At 41.3% G+C, this 16,624-nt stretch carries 14 protein-coding genes and 1 pseudogene; 9 read left to right on the top strand and 6 right to left on the bottom strand.

Annotation, left to right across the window (positions count from 1 at the left end):
* Window positions 1-357 precede the first annotated feature (357 nt).
* The 6 genes and pseudogenes from CS022_RS23570 to CS022_RS23590 all read left to right on the top strand — a co-directional run.
* Complete coding sequence (locus CS022_RS23570; protein WP_129124319.1) at window positions 358-1,098, top strand: EAL domain-containing protein; 741 nt, start codon at window positions 358-360, stop codon at window positions 1,096-1,098.
* Window positions 1,099-1,419: 321 nt separating this feature from the next.
* Complete coding sequence (locus CS022_RS25070; protein WP_161569736.1) at window positions 1,420-1,575, top strand: hypothetical protein; 156 nt, start codon at window positions 1,420-1,422, stop codon at window positions 1,573-1,575.
* The gene (aroQ, locus tag CS022_RS23575) at window positions 1,565-2,107 is read left to right on the top strand and encodes a gamma subclass chorismate mutase AroQ (protein ID WP_129124320.1); all 543 of its coding nucleotides are present in this window, start codon (window positions 1,565-1,567) and stop codon (window positions 2,105-2,107) included. The genes CS022_RS25070 and aroQ overlap by 11 nt, the downstream gene beginning before the upstream one ends.
* Before the next feature lie 273 nt (window positions 2,108-2,380).
* On the top strand, window positions 2,381-2,989 hold the full coding sequence (locus CS022_RS23580) for an alpha/beta hydrolase (RefSeq protein ID WP_129124321.1): 609 nt from the start codon (window positions 2,381-2,383) through the stop codon (window positions 2,987-2,989).
* Window positions 2,990-3,332: 343 nt separating this feature from the next.
* The gene (locus CS022_RS23585) at window positions 3,333-4,928 is read left to right on the top strand and encodes a sulfatase-like hydrolase/transferase (RefSeq protein WP_201746381.1); all 1,596 of its coding nucleotides are present in this window, start codon (window positions 3,333-3,335) and stop codon (window positions 4,926-4,928) included.
* A gap of 186 nt (window positions 4,929-5,114) precedes the next feature.
* Window positions 5,115-5,540 (top strand): annotated as a pseudogene (locus tag CS022_RS23590) (TAXI family TRAP transporter solute-binding subunit); the annotation flags it as partial.
* A gap of 43 nt (window positions 5,541-5,583) precedes the next feature.
* Here CS022_RS23590 and CS022_RS23595 read toward each other — a convergent pair.
* Window positions 5,584-5,922, bottom strand: a complete 339-nt coding sequence (locus tag CS022_RS23595) for a GNAT family N-acetyltransferase (RefSeq protein ID WP_129124323.1) — start codon at window positions 5,920-5,922, stop codon at window positions 5,584-5,586.
* Between the two features lie 282 nt (window positions 5,923-6,204).
* A complete protein-coding gene (locus CS022_RS23600; RefSeq protein WP_129124332.1) occupies window positions 6,205-6,588 on the bottom strand; it encodes a VOC family protein in 384 nt (127 codons plus the stop codon).
* Window positions 6,589-6,846: 258 nt separating this feature from the next.
* Here CS022_RS23600 and CS022_RS23605 point away from each other — a divergent pair, with 258 nt between their 5' ends.
* From CS022_RS23605 to CS022_RS23615, 3 genes are all read left to right on the top strand, one after another.
* Window positions 6,847-7,623 (top strand): helix-turn-helix domain-containing protein, encoded by a 777-nt coding sequence (locus tag CS022_RS23605; RefSeq protein WP_129124324.1) that lies wholly within the window; start codon window positions 6,847-6,849, stop codon window positions 7,621-7,623.
* Between the two features lie 128 nt (window positions 7,624-7,751).
* Window positions 7,752-8,930, top strand: coding sequence for an MFS transporter (locus tag CS022_RS23610; RefSeq protein ID WP_129124325.1), 1,179 nt, complete (start codon window positions 7,752-7,754; stop codon window positions 8,928-8,930).
* A 21-nt stretch (window positions 8,931-8,951) separates the two neighbouring features.
* A complete protein-coding gene (locus CS022_RS23615; protein ID WP_129124326.1) occupies window positions 8,952-9,359 on the top strand; it encodes a VOC family protein in 408 nt (135 codons plus the stop codon).
* A gap of 133 nt (window positions 9,360-9,492) precedes the next feature.
* Here the strand turns inward: CS022_RS23615 and CS022_RS23620 are convergent, their stop codons facing one another.
* The 4 genes from CS022_RS23620 to CS022_RS23635 form a co-directional block, all read right to left on the bottom strand.
* Window positions 9,493-11,265 carry a HEAT repeat domain-containing protein gene (locus tag CS022_RS23620; protein ID WP_129124327.1) on the bottom strand — a complete coding sequence of 591 codons (1,773 nt, stop codon included), beginning with the start codon at window positions 11,263-11,265 and terminating at the stop codon, window positions 9,493-9,495.
* 82 nt (window positions 11,266-11,347) lie between these two features.
* Window positions 11,348-12,307, bottom strand: a complete 960-nt coding sequence (locus CS022_RS23625) for a hypothetical protein (protein ID WP_129124328.1) — start codon at window positions 12,305-12,307, stop codon at window positions 11,348-11,350.
* A 743-nt stretch (window positions 12,308-13,050) separates the two neighbouring features.
* The gene (locus tag CS022_RS23630) at window positions 13,051-14,649 is read right to left on the bottom strand and encodes a HEAT repeat domain-containing protein (protein ID WP_129124329.1); all 1,599 of its coding nucleotides are present in this window, start codon (window positions 14,647-14,649) and stop codon (window positions 13,051-13,053) included.
* 265 nt (window positions 14,650-14,914) lie between these two features.
* A complete protein-coding gene (locus CS022_RS23635) occupies window positions 14,915-15,922 on the bottom strand; it encodes a hypothetical protein (RefSeq protein WP_129124330.1) in 1,008 nt (335 codons plus the stop codon).
* Window positions 15,923-16,624: the final 702 nt, after the last annotated feature.

The following is a 16,624-nucleotide window of genomic DNA, read 5'->3' on the forward strand; positions in this document are numbered from 1 at the left end:
GCATCGACCTCTCTGAGGGTCGCAACGATCTGAGTTTCGGTGAACCGTGACTTTTTCATGGTGTTCTCCTGCAGTTAAAGGGCAGAAAACTCCAGTTTAGACTGTCTCAGAATAGGGGAAGTGGACACGTTTGCTTTTGGCGAAATTACCGATAATAAGAAAGTGTATAGAAAGAGGGCTTGTACCTCAAAATAGCCTTAGTTGATTTCGTTGGCTCTTCAATAGCCGCAATGTAACTCTTTGATTTTCATTTAAATGAACACTGTTCATACAAATCCATACAAATGTCTGATTTTGTCACGGGCCTTACCTTTGTATGATTTTCAACCATAAACTATAAACCAAAGCGAATCACAGATGAAATCAGCCAATAGCTCAAATTTGGCTGCTATGACAACAATATGGAACATTGATAACAGCCTTTCAGGGATTGGAGAGTGCGTAGCAGCTGATAATAAAAAACAAAATCATGCCGAGATAAGACAAGCGTTTTTCGCCAAGCAATCCATTGTTGATTTGGCAGGAAATGCTATCGGTTTCGAGTTACTTTATCGAGATACGCTCAGCCAAGCCTCCTTTTCGAACCCACGGGATGTGGATGTCACCGCTTCTTTGCTCGATATGGTTTACAACGAGTCTGGAAGAGAGCACTTGTTGCCGAAAGACAAACTGCTCTTCGTCAACTTCGACTATGACAGTATTGTGAATTTAACGCCGCTAGACTTCCCTAGGGAATCACTCGTTATTGAAGTGTTAGAGACATGTGCAGTTGATAAAAAATTAGAGCTATCACTACAGTGTTTGAAAGAACAAGGTTATAAAATTGCGTTCGACGACTTTTCTTTTTCTTCAGAGTGGATAGATATTTTATATTTGGCTGACATTGTTAAGGTAGATTTTAGGACGCTTACTCGATGTGAAATTAGGTATCTGCTAGAGAAACATTTAGTCAAAAAAAATCTATCTTTACTAGCAGAAAAAGTAGAAACAGAAAGTGATATTGTCTTTGCAAAGCAACTTGGTTTTGACTTGCTTCAGGGTTACGCAATAGAGAAGCCGGATTTTAAACATTATACTGAAGCAGAAGTTAAATTATGAATTACATACATTATTTTTGCCGTCATTGTCGATGTGATACAAATCTTCTTCGTGCAAAGAGATCTTTTTTCGAAAGGTTTATATTTGAAAGAAAATCGCGAAAATATGCATGTATTAATTGTAAGAATAGCATTATTTTAAAAATTGAAGAACAAAATTGCTTCTTAATTTCTTATGATGAAAACGTATCAATTAGAAAGGTAAAATTCAGAGTTTCATTGAGAAGTCCAATTGTTATACGTATTTCGAGTGGTAAAAATTCATCAAATTATCATGAAGATAAATTTAATATAGAAGATCAGGTGTTGTTAGGAAGTAAAAATGAAAAGTAAAAAAGATAAAAAAAGAAAAGATAAACCAAAAAAAATTGAAGATGAAAACATTCAAAGTTATTGGCTATCGGTGATACTTGGCGGTATGGTTCCAATATACTCTACAGACTCTTACTTTAAAAAGGTAAAAAAAGATGAAGTCTAAATTATTCATATCGATATTATTTATGTTATTTTCAAATCAAAGCTTTGCAAACAGTAAGTTAGACACACTATTTTCTAAGATAAATGAAAGAATGGGCTATATGGAAGATGTTGCCTTGTATAAAGCACAACATCAATTAGGAATAGAAGATCTTGATAGGGAAAAAGTTGTCGTATCAAAAGCAAAAACTTCAAGTGAAAAGTTTCTTATATCGTCAGAATCAATTGAAGACTTTACTATTTCGATGATGTCAGCTGCGAAAGCAATTCAATACCGTTATAGGGCGAATTTGCTTTCACATAGCGATTTGATGAGTATTGAGCCTAGAGATTTGAAAAATGAGGTGAGACCAGCACTGATTAAATTAGGGAGAGAGATTAACTCATCAATTTATGAATATTTAAAAGATGGCAGTAATATCAGCGATAGTAGTTTCTTGACATTCTCTAAATCTATTGAAAGCAAATACTTGACCGAAGAGGATAAGATAATGGTATTTAAATCTCTTCAAAAGGTAAAAGTAAAAATTTAACAAAAAATCCAGGGACGGATAAGTTAATTGAGTGGTAATTATATGACTACATTGATTTTTTTATTTCCTAAGTTGGATTTTAAGAATGATCTTGCATCAGATGAATCTATACTTCACCTTTTGCAGGCTAATAAGAATAGAGTTAAAAGTATAAAATCGGAAGTGGTTACGACATATCAAAACAAAGTGAAGTCGTATTTAGATATGGAATTAATGAATGATTTTAAGTCATCTCGCAGGGCCTGGTCGGTATAATAAAATGTATTTAATTAGGTGGATAATCAAGCGTCTGTCATTCTTATCGTCTTTTTTTCGATAGTAGCTAGTCCTTTACTTTACATTGCACTCAATAATATCAATTTGACAGAAGTTTATATTAAAGGCAAGGACGCTTATATCGTTGGGTTATTTAACACTTTATCCTATGATATTGTCGTTAATAAATTAGAAAATAACCCTCAAGTTGACAGGCTTATTCTGACTGTGAATCCTGGTTCATTAGACGATGAAGAGACATTCAAACTTGGAAGGTATTTGAGAGATAAAGGGCTAAATACCCATCTGCTCAGCAAAAGTGTCGTCGCCTCCGGTGCGGTAGATCTCTTTTTGTCAGGTAAAAAGCGAACCGTAGAAATGAGGGCGCAACTCGGAGTTCATTCTTGGTCTGATGGATTTAACGAGGCAAGTGACTTTCCTGTTGACGATCCTGCGCATCATTTAAACGCAAAGTACATAGAAGATATGCTCGGAAAGGACGACTTCTATTGGTTTACAATCAATTCGGCGCCTGCTGACGATATGTATTGGATGAAAGCAAATGATTTGAGCAAATTTGGCGTAGTAACTGAGCATTTCTCGAACCCAGTGATGAGCATAAAGTGATTTCGTCTGAAATACGAAATAGTGGAATAGCCTACTTTTCTTGTTTGATTATGCAAGGTCAGTGTAGATGGTAATTTGTTTTCTAATTATTTGTAGATCTACACATCATTGAAGTGCCCATCTAATCGTTGTTCGCATAGCCAATCGAGAGTTAACGTAAGGTGTGAATCTGTTGAGGGTTCACCCTTTTTCGTTTAAGCCTGTTGTCCCTTCAACGCACTTAAGAAGTTTCACCTGGTGAAATCCTATTTCCTTTCTACCATTTTCCGCCATACAGTAACTCTTGAAGGAAAATCACGGCACTCCGAAAGGGGTGTCGAGTATTGAAAAGGAAAACTTGTCAGTGAAAAACAACGATACCAACAAAAAAAAGCCCAACATACTTTTTGTCATGGCCGATCAGCTTCGCGCTGATTATCTTGGCTGTAACGGCCACGCGACGATAAAGACACCAACCATCGATGCGCTGGCACGTAACGGTGTGAATTTTACCAAGGCGTATTGTCAGGCGCCTGTCTGTGGTCCGTCGAGAATGTCATTCTACACGGGGCGATATGCGTCTTCTCACGGTGCCAGCTATAACAATGTTCCGCTGAAAGTGTCTGAAAAGACGTTAGGTGACCACCTACGTCCAGCAGGATATCGCGTGGCTTTAGTCGGTAAAACACACATGAAAGCGGACGCTGAAGGCATGGAACGTTTGGGCATCGATCCGCAATCTTCACGCGGTGTGTTGGTCAGCGAGTGTGGATTTGAACCCTTTGAGCGTGATGATGGTCTGCATCCCGATCAGGTCGTATCGCCCGATCTTGCTTATAACGTTTATCTAAAAGAAAAAGGGTATGAGAACCACAACCCCTGGCACAGCGTTGCTAACTCAGGTATAGACGAGAAGGGCAATCTGCAGTCTGGCTGGTACATGCGAAACAGCCACCTCGCTGCGAGAGTGAGTGAAGAGCACTCCGAAACAGCGTATACGACCGACAGAGCGATAGACTTTATCAATGATGCGAAAGGGCAACCGTGGTGTTTGCACCTAAGCTATATCAAGCCCCACTGGCCTTATATTGCGCCCGCACCTTACCACAATATGTATTCAGAAAAAGATGTGCAGCCAGTCAACGCAACGTGCGATGAGAAGGAAAACCCACACCCTGTCGTATCCGCATTTATGCAGCATAACGAGTCTGTTCAGTTTTCAAGAGAAGAGGCCAGAAAGCGAGTGATACCTGCTTACATGGGCCTTATTACGCAAGTGGACGACCACCTCGCACGGTTGATTGAACACCTGAAAGCTATTGGTGAGTATGAAAATACGGTCATTGTCGTTACATCTGACCATGGCGATTATTTGGGGGACCACTGGCTTGGTGAGAAGGAGCTGTTCCATGAAGAGAGCGCCAGAGTTCCTCTGATTATTCATGACCCCAGAGCGTCTGCAGATGCTTCCCGAGGCAGTACTCCTGACTTACTTGCTGAATCTATTGATTTAGTGCCGACATTTGTCGAGCTGGCTGGTCTTGAGCCTCAATTTCACATACTTGAGGGGCTGTCTTTGGTGCCCTTCCTTTCTGAACACGTTAAGCCGGAACAGTGGCGAAAATATACCGTCAGCGAAGTTGATTATGCATGGAGAGGTGCGAGAAGAACACTTGGTTTAAGACCTGACCAAACCAAAGCCACCATGATCACTGATGGGCGTTGGAAATATATTGATTATCACCATTTCTCGCCGCAGCTTTTCGACCTTGAATCTGACCCATGTGAGCAAAACGATCTCGCCAATGAGGAAACTTGTCAGGTGGTGTGCAGTGAGATGGAGCGTGCACTTTTGGACTGGTACCGAAAACGGAAAAGCAGAGTAACGGTATCGGACGCCTCTATCGAGAGTAATACCGACAATGCCGATAAACGAGGATTTTTGTTCGGATATTGGTGATAGCTTAAACCAGGGCAGGTATACGGGATACCAAGAGTATGAGGGAGCACGGATGACCGAAACCAAACAACAGAGTGTGTTGCAGAGCATCGTGCAAACACTCAAGCGACCGGGTACAAAGCTGGCGAAGATTACACTGCAGTAAAACTTGGCTGGGACTCGGCTGCACAGGCCTTTCAGGATAAGAATATCGATGTGTACTTTAACCCAACCAATGCGCCGGGCCCGGTGAACAGCCAGGTGGTACTGACCAACAAACTGCGTTTTCTCGGTGTTTCTAAAGACGTTGCCGAAACTAACCCTAAACTCAAAAAGCTACTCGGCCAACCCAGTTATAGGCTGGCTGAATTGGCTCTGGATGCTTATGGCCCGAATCAGGTAAACAGCGAACCTGTGAATACCGTCGGAGTGACCGTGGGTATCACCACCAATAAAGATATGTCTGAAGAGTCTATTTATGCGATGACAAAAAGCTTCTGGGAAAATGTAGAGAAAGATGCAGAAAATGCACCGTGGCTTAGAAACATTTTCTTAGATGCCGCTCTTACGGATTTGAATATGCCACTTCATGTTGGCGCTCAAAAATATTACCCGGAAATTGGCGTTCGCTAATACCGAATGAGGCTGCTCTGTTTGAGCAGCCACATCACGTCGTTTATAAAATCTTTTTGAAGTTAATCCGCTCTTTTTCAGGGTCACCGTAGTTTTCAACGTGGGTGATATCATAGCCATTAGATATGAGCATGTGCAGCATGGATCGAAAGCAGTTCATTGATTTCACATAGAGAGCGTCATACTGACTTTTAGCGACCAAGGTTTCTTGCATTAGCAGCAATCTCTTTGCTGCTCCTGTCTTCCTTTTTGAAGGAATAACACCGCCGAGCCAGCTATAAAACTCCTTGTCATTAAGCGGGTAACCAATTTTAAAACCGATAAGAGCGCCTTCGTGTTCAGAGACTAAAATAATTGATCCCTCAATGATGCTCTCTCTCATTTATTCCAATGAGAGGTATTGGTCAAGCTCGGGTACTTTCATGAATACGCTGTGAGCTTCTTCAACAGTTCCAATCCTTTCCATTAATCCTTTCACTCTTATCAAGAGTGACTATTCAGGTTGTAGTTGATACACGAGATGTACCGTCTGAGCTAACCTATGCCTTGAACTTTTGATGTGTTCGTGAGGTGTGAGTAATGTCCTGAATAGATCCAGTAGATTACTGCAGCTTTAAGCTCAACCAATTGCTCATTATCGAGTGCTTGTTGTTCACATAACGCATTAATTTGGGTTATTGCCAACTCGCCAAGGCGGGTTATGTCTGTTTTCGCCGGCCCAGTAAAGCTTGATTTCGTTACCTGAAGGATCCGTTAGCATGGCTTCTCGCCACAAGTAAGGCTTGTCGGTCGGTTCTTGGTCAAACTCGATTCCTTTCTGCTTCAAATCATCAACCAAGCTATCCAGTTGCTCGTGTTCAAAATAAATAACACTGTTACTTTGTGAATCAGGGTCGCCTAAATACAGAGAAAATGTTGAATTGCCCTCAGTGCAGGCGAAGCGTGAATAGTGGTCTTCAGCCACTATTTGCGTGAAGCCCAATGTTTTGTAGAACTTCACGGATTCTTCCATGTTCTTGACCGTTAACGTAACTTGATTCAGGTTCATCAACTTTCCTCTAGTGACTACAACTTCTTTAACTTTTACTACCGATGGTTTATTCATCTTGGCGCCATTAAATGACGATACCAAATTGATTTATCATCAGTTGTAGGATTGTTGTAGGTCGATCGAAAAACAATGAACGCAGGAAGAAATGATTCTGTGGTTACGAATAGTCGAAACACACCAAAGCCTGATATTCTCAAATTAATAGATCTTTACTTAAGCGCATTCAATATAGATGGGTGAGTAGCGACACAGTATATGGTTAAATCTATTCAATCTTTACAGCGTGGACTTGATGTTTTAGACCTGATAAAGAGCCGTTCAGCAGTGACATTAACTGACTTACATCGAGATTCAGGTTTAAGTAAAGCGACATTGCTACGTATTTTGCAAACCTTACAGGAGTCCGGTTGGGTGACCCGGGACCCTAAAGGGTTTAGTTACTCGATCGATTCAGCCCGGGCATTTGGCCATCAACCGCCGACTCTTGAAGATGATGTTATTAGTCCGGTTATGGCGTCATTACATAAAATATTGAGTTGGCCTTCTGACATTGCGGTTCGAGATGGCCTCTCAATGAGAATTGTGGAGTCAACGCGGTCGTCAGCTCCCTTTGTTCTCAATCGCGATGCGGTGGGGTATCGCCCCGCATTTTTGTATTCCGCGGTAGGGCGAACCTATCTGGCTTTTTGCTCGGAAAGTGAGCGAGACGACATTATCAACGGACTAAAGAGTAAAGGCGGGAAAGAGGGACGACTTGTTAGCGACAAGCAATGGTTGGATAGAATAATCAGTGACACTGCCACTAATGGTTATGGGCAACGTGTACCGGGTTATTGGGGCGTCGCCAGTACGGAAGGACGAAAAATAGAGGCCATCGCGGTACCAGTAATTCACAAAGGAAAAGTGATTGCTTGCCTCAGTGCGGCATGGCCTGAAAACAGCGTTGACCTCAACGAAATCAGAGACAGTATCTTACCGAACTTGAACGATGCAGCGAGTCGCCTGAGTGAAAAGCTGAAATTACCTATTTAGCTAGTCAAAAAAGGTTAGCTCTTTTTCCTGATAATCTAATTATTTCCTTGCTTGCCCTGTAGCTGAATGCAGTAAAGCCAACGGGTTTTGAACAATATAATTTGTCGTCAAACAATGAGGAAGAGACGATGCATTTTGGACTGATCATTATCTCAGCCATGTTGATATTGGCTGTGAATATGGGTTTACGGCAGGCATTAGGGATATTTTTACCTGAGATGGGTGAAATATATGCTCTATCCATGCCGAGTCTATCGTTTGCGTTCGCTTTTCAAAATTTACTGTGGGGGGCGATTGCGCCGTTTGCAGGGGTACTCGCTGAAAGGCATGGCTACGGTAAAGTGCTGTTTACCGGATCATTGATATACAGCTTGGGTACCGCTCTGCTTGCAGTCAGTGAATCTGCATGGGTATATCATCTCAGTAATGGCGTCCTGCTTGGTATTGGCGTTGGGGCGACCACATTTTCGGTGGTGTTAGGCGCAGTATCGAAAAATGTATCAGATAAACATCGGTCAGTCGCGCTGGGTATCGCAAGTGCTGGAGGCTCTCTCGGACAATTTATTTATGCGATAGCAGGCAACATGCTTAACCAGAGTGCGGGCTACGGCAATACTATGCTGATATTCGCTGTCACTGTCTTAACGATCCCCTTATTGATGCTGCCACTATCAAAATCCAAGCCTTCTACTTTGCATGAAAAAACGAGCGGCACGCCATTTAAAGACAAGAATTTTATTTTACTGACGTCAGGCTTTTTCGTATGTGGTTTTCATGTTGCGTTCATCTCCGTGCATCTGCCTAACTATGCTGCGTTTTGTGGCTTATCGACGGATGTTGCCGCCACTTCATTAGCAATCATCGGCTTGTGTAACGTATTTGGCACCATTGCGGCGGGTTGGCTCGGCGGCAGATTTCATAAGCCGTATTTGCTTTCAAGCGTTTATATGGCACGCGCCTTACTTATTCTAATGTTCTTTTTGTCTCCAAAAAGCGCCGCTAACTTTTACTGGTTTTCAGTCATTATGGGCATGCTGTGGCTCTCGACGGTGCCGTTAACCAGTGGTTCGGTAGCGCAGTTATTCGGCGCTGGTAAGGTGGCAAGCATTTTTGGCTGGGTGATGTTTGGTCATCAGGTCGGCGCGTTTGTTGCTGTCTATTCAGCTGGCTGGATTGTGGAGAAAACGGGTGGTTATGACATGGCCTGGTATCTTAGTGTCGGATTGGGAGTGATAGCTGCAGTCATGCACTTACCCATGAATCGTGAGGTCTTTCGCCAAGCCCAAAAGAATCACGTGTCGACCTAATATTTAATACGGAGAATCCCTATGGCTCTTACACCATTTCATGTTGCGATACCTGTTCGCCACCTTGAGGAATCACGAGCATTTTATCGAAATGTACTGAACTGCAGTGAGGGGCGTAGCAGTGACAACTGGGTTGATTTTGATTTGTACGGTCATCAGCTCGTTATCCATTTTGACGCAGCGATCGGCGAAGCGAATACGATAACGCTTCACACTAACCCAGTTGATAGTAAGGCTGTGCCAGTGCCTCACATCGGCGTAGTTCTTGAAATGTCTGATTGGCAGGCATTAGCTGACCGTCTGAAAGACAAGGGGGTTCAATTTGTTATTGAGCCATATGTTCGGTTTAAAGGAGAGTCTGGTGAACAGGCAACCATGTTCTTCTTCGACCCAACGGGTAACGCATTAGAATTTAAAGCGTTCAAATGATAGACAACTATTCGCAACGTAACCAATTCATATCAATGGCTAAAGTAGCAATCATCAGACTCGGATAAGCCGGATTTATACGGGATACGCTAAAAATAGGGGGGCCGAAAAACAGCCCCTTTTATTGTTCTGATCAGAACCCGCCTAACGCTTTGCCGATATCGGATTTATCGGTATCTGATATCCTTGAGTTGTTCAATAAGCTCTGAAGAAAGTACACGTCAGTTTGATTAAATTGTCCCTTCAATGCCAAATAGAACTTAATAAGGCGACTTGCTATGACAGCGGGTCCGTCTCCGTTAATGCGATTGCGAAGGTGGGGTAGGAAGGTGCTTGGAACGGGCACATTCTCGTACTTAACCATTGTTTTGGTAATACTATCAATGACAGTTGGATGCCCCTCTGATAACAATGCCGCGAGTACACCGTTTTGATGACTATGGCGTCGGGCAATAATGCTGTAGGCCGCTGCTCGAACATAGAATCGAGAGTCTTTCAGGTAAGGCTCGATGTATCTATCGTACTCAGGGTTGTTAATGTTTGAGATGGACAAAATTGCCATATAGGGGTCACTCTCTTTGCGAAGTCTATTCAACAAGATATCGGCAATCTGTTGGTCGTGTTTCGGTGACTTTTTCGCGATAGTACCTAGGTTGAGTGACGCAGCGTTAGCAATGCCTTGTTCCGTATCATCCATCAGGTTATAGAGGCTATCGATAGAGGTTTGACTGGCATTTTTAAACTGGCCACTGCTGACAATGGCACGGGTTCTATTCAGCGACGAGATGTCTACATTGGCTGCGATATCGGCTAGGTATTCCTCAGCGAGCGGCGTGTCAGCTTTCTGAATCGCATAAATAATATGGGCATGGTGTTCAGTTGGCATGTTCTCATCCATCAGAAATGCCATGATGTCATCGGGTGTTTGTTCGTTAATCATGAATAGCCCCATTGCTCTGGCGAGGCTGGGGTCAAGCGCATTATCTAACATTGCGAGAGCATTATAAAATTCGGTTTGGTTTGAAATAGCAATCGTGGGTTCGTTGAGTTCAGGCTCAGGGACTGTGAGTCCTGCGTTTGCGTTGTTTGCAAACCGCAGTTCCTCATCCCAAAACGTTAACCGAGGTTCAGCGATCCTTTTACTGTCGATGGTCTGTTGAACGGCGAGAATACTGCCTTGAAATTCGACGTCCCGTTCCATCTCGAAAGCCATTTTTGTCGGCCAACCTGAGTCTGGGTGAATGACATACCAGCTTTCATTGTGCTTTTTGATCAGATCTTCAGGTACGTTGTGATGTTCAACTTCTAGCAGCTCGCGCGTGGTTTTGTCAGCGGCTGAAAGCGAGTATTGATAGTGATATGTACCATCTTTAAGTGTGACCCGAGAATTGGAGCCATCGGAAAGGAAAGAAAGTTGGGAAACAATGTGTTCGACCATGGCATAGGGATGGTTTTCGGGGAGGCCTAGCATATTAATATCAGTGATTTTACCATCGGGCCTTCTGCGTAATGTAAAGCCCAGTTGCTTGATATCAGCGTTGATCAGTATCGAATCACTGTTAGTAAATATGGGTTTTAAATCATAGGCCATGCCCAAGTAAAAGCTGTCTTCGAGGGGTTTAAAAGCAAGCTTGAATGTAAGCTGGTTACTTTGACTGTGTGCAATATTTTCTGCCAACCCCATTTTCATTGAAAAATTATTGATATAAACGATTTGGTCGTCGCTGAAATCACCAATTAATTTTTCATCATAACTTTCAGATGTGGTATTTTTACTATTTGAGTTTAATTCTAGGGATAATGCTGTTTTAGCTTCATTGCTAGAGTTTGAATTAATCAAAAAGGATGCAGAAAATCCTATGATAATAAATAAACCCACTACGAAAGTAATCGTTATTTTCTTCATGACTTCTGTCACCTTCAAGTAGATAAAAGGAGCAGTCAGAGAATTGACTGCTCAGTAAGTAGTTAATTAAGTAATGTGGATGTTATAAGTGCCATTTTGAATACTGGTAGCCTGTATCCCAAACTTGGCTATATTCGTAGAGTGAAGGCCACTCAACAATACTGCGTCTGCCTTCCCAAAATACGATTTCCAATGTCACAATGAAGTCGATACGTTTCATGATTTTTGCCCACACATCGATAGAGCCAGAACCCGTGTTGGCCCAAGCTTTTGCGGATGCTCTTGCAAAACCGTGTACTTTCCAGTGTTGCTTAACCTTGTTCCAACGTTTGGCGATACCTGCTTCAAGCAGTGTGTCGATACCAGCGTTTAATAGAGTAAGCTTTGCACTGATGCCGCTCTCAGCAAAACGGAATACCCAGAAACCTGCTGTAAAGCTTGCAGACGCATCTAGCCCTGCCTTTGACCAAGGTTTAATCTTTCCATAAACGGTAACAGGTCGTACTGTATTACCATGTGAAAAGGCTTCGACGCCATCTTTGAAATGGCTGTAATCAAAGGTTAAACCAGCGGCCCAATCAAGGCCTAAAGACGCGGTTGGACCTGCTTTTACGGATACCTGAATGATGCCATAAGGGTCGACGGGGATAGATGGAGGGCCAAAACGTGGAAGGTCGAAATTGTGGCTGAAACTGTCATTGACTTCCGCATTTACCAAGCTATCGCAATTAGGACTTACACTGGTAGCGATGCTGTCACCGAGAGTAAATGAAATATTAAAGCCGTTTGTACAGTGAAGCTCTTGAGGATTAAATGCTAAGGTCAAATCACCAGATGACAGCTGAACATTTGAACTGCTTAATGCAATGCTCGTACTGTCATTGATACTTCCTGATACTGACACATTGTCTAAAAATGCCCAGGAGTCAGCGGCACGATTCTCTTTAACTTTACCGATTTCAGAATAGGTAGAGCTATTTGACTTGAAATAGTTTGGTGTATCAATACTGAGTGAAGCAGAAGCGAAGGGAGCAATAATCATTGAACAAGATATAACTGCTCTTTTAAATATTAAATTTATATCCATTATAATACCTATTTCCATTTAGGATTTTATTGGTGTGATAGAAATAATTGAAATGGATAATCTAGAAATATGGTTTTTTCTAGATTAAAAGTTCAACTATTATTTATTGGCTTTTATGTTTTATTGCCAATAGACTTTCTAATCATGAATAGGCATCGGTGGTAATGAAGCACCACGATATTTTTTTCTTATTAATGTCTATTTTGTGTTGATGATATTCATGACTAATACTTAATAAAATTTCAAAGATAGAAGCCGATTATTTCAATTGGCTTCTCTCGGTGAAATGAAATTAGCAAAACCCTGATAAATGAAAAATAGGTTTTTTTACTTGGGGAGAATAATGAACACATAATGTCACAGATTGATTTGTCATTAATGAACATTAGTTTCATTAATGAGTCATTAAATTCACTTTAAAGTCATGTGAAAAGATAATTTATAAACATAAAATTGCATATAATATGAAAGGGTTGCATACGGTTAGGAGTTATAAGCCTTTAATAGTTAGTGCTTTTAAGTTTTTCGAAACAAAGTTCTTAATTTTCAGTCATATAAACATATTGTTATACATTAAATATAAAATATGTTGCCTATATATTGAGAGCGACTCTCATAGATATTGAATAGTGTGCGTTGGGAAAAGTGTGTTGAGAGCCAGAATTCATTTTTCTGGCTCTTATTTGAAGTGCGGAATATTACAGGCCAAAAAGAGCCTTGCTGATATCTGACCTATCACTTTCGGAGAGTGTTTTGCTACTGATGAGCCCTCTCAAAAACTGAATGTCAGTCTGATTAAACTGAACCTTAAGCGCCAGATAGAATTTCACCAAACGACTGGAAATGACGGGAGGTCCATCGCCTGTAATTCGGCTTCTAAGGTGAGGTAAAAAGGTACTGGGTACCGGAACATTTTGAAACTTCACCAGTGTATTGGCAATACTGTCGATGACTTTAGGGTGCCTTTCAGACAATAGGGCAGTGAGCACGTTGTTTTGTTGATTATTTCGCCTGGCGATGATGCTGTAGGCGGCAGCCCGGACATGAAAGCGCGAGTCTTTGGCGTAAGGGATCACGTATTTGTCGTAAGCAGGGTTATTGATATTGGAGATAGAGAGCAATGCCATGTAAGGGTCACTGTCTGACTTCAATTTGTTCAGTAATATACCCCCGATCTGTTGATCAAACTTTGGTGTCCGTTTTGCTATTGTTCCAAGGTTCAGCGATGCGGCGTTGGCAATTGACTGTTCATTATCACTCATAAGGTTGTACAAGCTATCGATAGAGGTCTGACTTGCACCGTCAAATAACCCTGAACTCACAATGGCTCGTGTTCGATTTAATGTTGAAATATCGGCGTTTGATGCAATCTCTCCCAGGTATTCTTCTGCGAGGGGCGTCCCTGCCTTTTGCAGAGCATAAATAATGTGTGCATGATGCTCGGTAGGGAGAGCATCATCCATCAAAAATGACATGATTTCGTCCGGCGTTTGTTCTTCGAGCATAAAAAGGCCCATCGCTTTCGCAACCGCAGGGTCTAAATTTGCATCGAGTAGCATCAGTGCATTTTGAAAATCCACCACGTTTGCGATCTGTATGTTTTCTTCCTCAGGCACCGCCATTGGAACGGTGAAACCTGCATTCGCATTTTGTGCAAATAAGGTCTCTTGCGACCATAATGCCAACTCCGGAGAGATAACTCTCTTACTCTCAATATTTTGCTCTACTGCCAAAAGACGACCTTGAAACTGAACTTCTCTTTGCATATTGAACAACATCTCTTTGGGCCACTCAGTCCCCTCATGTTTCACATACCAACTCTCATTGTGGCGATTGATCAAATCCTCTGGAATATTCTGATGGTCTATCTCTATAAGTCTGCGAGATGTTCTGCTGGGTGATTCACGTGTGTATTCGTAGTGGTAGATACCGTCTTCAAGTGAGTAACGCATCTCTGTTCCAGCGGGTAAAAATGAAAGTTGAGAGACAACATGTTTCACCATTCCATAAGGGTGGTTTTGTGGAAGGCCAAGTAGGTCGATATCAGTAATCTTGCCGTTTATGTTTCTGCTGACTGTAAAACCCAATTGCTCTATATCCGTTTCAATGACCGCCGATTCACTGTTTGTGTATATGGGTTTAAGGTCATAGGCAATACCAAGATATGACACATCATTAATTCGCTTGAAGGCAAGTCTGAAGGAAACGACATTACTTTGTACGTTATTCAGATTTTCTGAGAGACCCATTCTCATCGTAAATGTATTTTCGTAAGTTATCTGGTTTGTTTCGGTCACGGTTGTTAACAGCGTATTAATACTTGCTGTGTTGGCGTCATTTACAGCATTATGTTTGTGATCATAGTATTTTTGTTGTTCTGTCGTTTGGTGTTCCTTACTAGGTGAAAGATATAAATAGAGAGAAAAAATAAAGCACACGACCAATACGAAAAAAAGTTGTGCCGAGAATAGACCTTTTCATAGCTTTCTTACTCGTATAAATGATTATAAAAAAGCAGCCTAAATAATAGGCTGCTGAATGAGGAGTATTTAGCGCTTGTATTTATAGGCTCCAATTACTGTATTGGTAGCCTGTATCCCACGCTTGGCTATAATCGTAAAGAGATGGCCACCTGACGATATTTCTACTTCCTTGCCAGAAAACATGTTCGAACACAAATATCCATACTTGAACGCGTTTCATTATTTTAGCGTTAACATCTATAGTACCAGAGCCTGTATTAAGCCATGCTTTGGCACTTGCTCGAGCAAAGCCATGAACTTTCCATTCCTCGTCATTGTCATTCCACTTCTTACCAATACCCGCTTCAAGCTTTGAATCAATACCAGTATCAAGAAGGGTAAGTTTCGCTGTAATTCCACCCTCAGCAAAACGGAAAATCCACCAACCAGCAGTAAAGCTTGCTGACGCATCTAGACCAGCTTTTGACCATGGTTTCAAAGTACCATATACAGTTATTGGTCTTGCTGTGTCACCATGGCTGAGCGCTTGCACATCCGTATCAAAGTGACTGTAATCAAAGGTTAGCCCCGCGCTCCAGTTAACTCCTAAAGAAGCAGTAGGACCAGCAGAAACACTGACTTGGATATATCCCCATGGGTCGACAGGGATTGCTGGAGGGCCAAAACGAGGCAGATCAAAATTATGGCTGAAACTATCTTTTACTTCGGCATTAATGAGTTGGTCGCAATTCGGACTGGCACTGGTCGCTATATTGTCTCCTAGGGTAAAAGAAACATTAAAGCCACTCGTACAATGCAGTTCTTGAGGGTTAAAAGCGAGTGTGATGTCACCAGAAGAAAGTTGAACATTATTTGTACCAAGAGTCACACTCGTGTTGTCGTTGATATTTGCTGTTACGGTCGTATTTTCAAGGAATGCCCAAGAGTCTGCGGCCCTTGATTCTCTTACTTTACCAATTTCGGAATGAGACGAACTATTAGACTTTGCATAGTTAGGCGCATCGATACTCAATGAGCCGAAAGCAAAGGGTGATATTATGAGTGTACTTGTTGCCAATGCCTTTTTAAGGGAAGACTTAATATTCATTTGTTATACCTATATAAAGGGTAGGATTTTTTCAAAAGACAACATCATCCACACCAAAAAATATATTTTTGGAAAAATAGGAAAAGTTGCCTCTAAGCTAGCCTAGTAATCGGTTTTAGGCTATTCATGTTGTTTATAAGCTATTAGCCATAAACAGCATAAATTTTGTTAATTATTTTTATTTTTCGATAAGGTAATATATTAAATAATTTTCGTTGTAAATTAACTTAGCAAAGTAAATGTTTTTAGGTAAAGAGAAATCTATACTATGAGTTGCATATTAATATAGTATCACTTTTATAACTGAATCAATGAAAATAGTTTCAATTATGATACTCAATTAATCAAATATGATAACAAATATATTTCATTTTACTCTTAATTAAACTCGACTAATATTAATGACCATATTACTGATTATCATTGATATTTTTTTAACGTGATGGATTTTATAATATGAATTTGGTAAATGAGGATTTTATGTGGACAGGTATTGAAGTAGTGGTTACTTAATTAATGATGGCGGTTTGTAAGTGCATTTAGATAGCGAAGTAGACGTAGTGGTAGGTACGTTGATGATGGCGAATGTTTGATAGATCAGATAATGACGTTTCCTCATCAGGTGTTGGATGAATTTCTGGTTAAGTCACCTTGTAGTGGTCAACTAATCCCGGACAGTAAATTAGGCCGATTTTCTGCTTT

The organism is Veronia nyctiphanis (assembly GCF_004116385.1).
Classification (GTDB): Bacteria; Pseudomonadota; Gammaproteobacteria; order Enterobacterales; family Vibrionaceae; genus Veronia; species Veronia nyctiphanis.

Coding starts and splice junctions, on each gene's coding strand:
- CS022_RS23615 (WP_129124326.1), top strand. CDS start 8,952: ATGGCTCTTACACCATTTCATGTTGCGATACCTGTTCGCCACCTTGAG.
- CS022_RS25070 (WP_161569736.1), top strand. CDS start 1,420: ATGAAAAGTAAAAAAGATAAAAAAAGAAAAGATAAACCAAAAAAAATT.
- CS022_RS23570 (WP_129124319.1), top strand. CDS start 358: ATGAAATCAGCCAATAGCTCAAATTTGGCTGCTATGACAACAATATGG.
- CS022_RS23610 (WP_129124325.1), top strand. CDS start 7,752: ATGCATTTTGGACTGATCATTATCTCAGCCATGTTGATATTGGCTGTG.
- CS022_RS23595 (WP_129124323.1), bottom strand. CDS start 5,922: ATGAGAGAGAGCATCATTGAGGGATCAATTATTTTAGTCTCTGAACAC.
- aroQ (WP_129124320.1), top strand. CDS start 1,565: ATGAAGTCTAAATTATTCATATCGATATTATTTATGTTATTTTCAAAT.
- CS022_RS23600 (WP_129124332.1), bottom strand. CDS start 6,588: ATGAACCTGAATCAAGTTACGTTAACGGTCAAGAACATGGAAGAATCC.
- CS022_RS23625 (WP_129124328.1), bottom strand. CDS start 12,307: ATGATTATTGCTCCCTTCGCTTCTGCTTCACTCAGTATTGATACACCA.
- CS022_RS23620 (WP_129124327.1), bottom strand. CDS start 11,265: ATGAAGAAAATAACGATTACTTTCGTAGTGGGTTTATTTATTATCATA.
- CS022_RS23605 (WP_129124324.1), top strand. CDS start 6,847: ATGGTTAAATCTATTCAATCTTTACAGCGTGGACTTGATGTTTTAGAC.
- CS022_RS23635 (WP_129124330.1), bottom strand. CDS start 15,922: ATGAATATTAAGTCTTCCCTTAAAAAGGCATTGGCAACAAGTACACTC.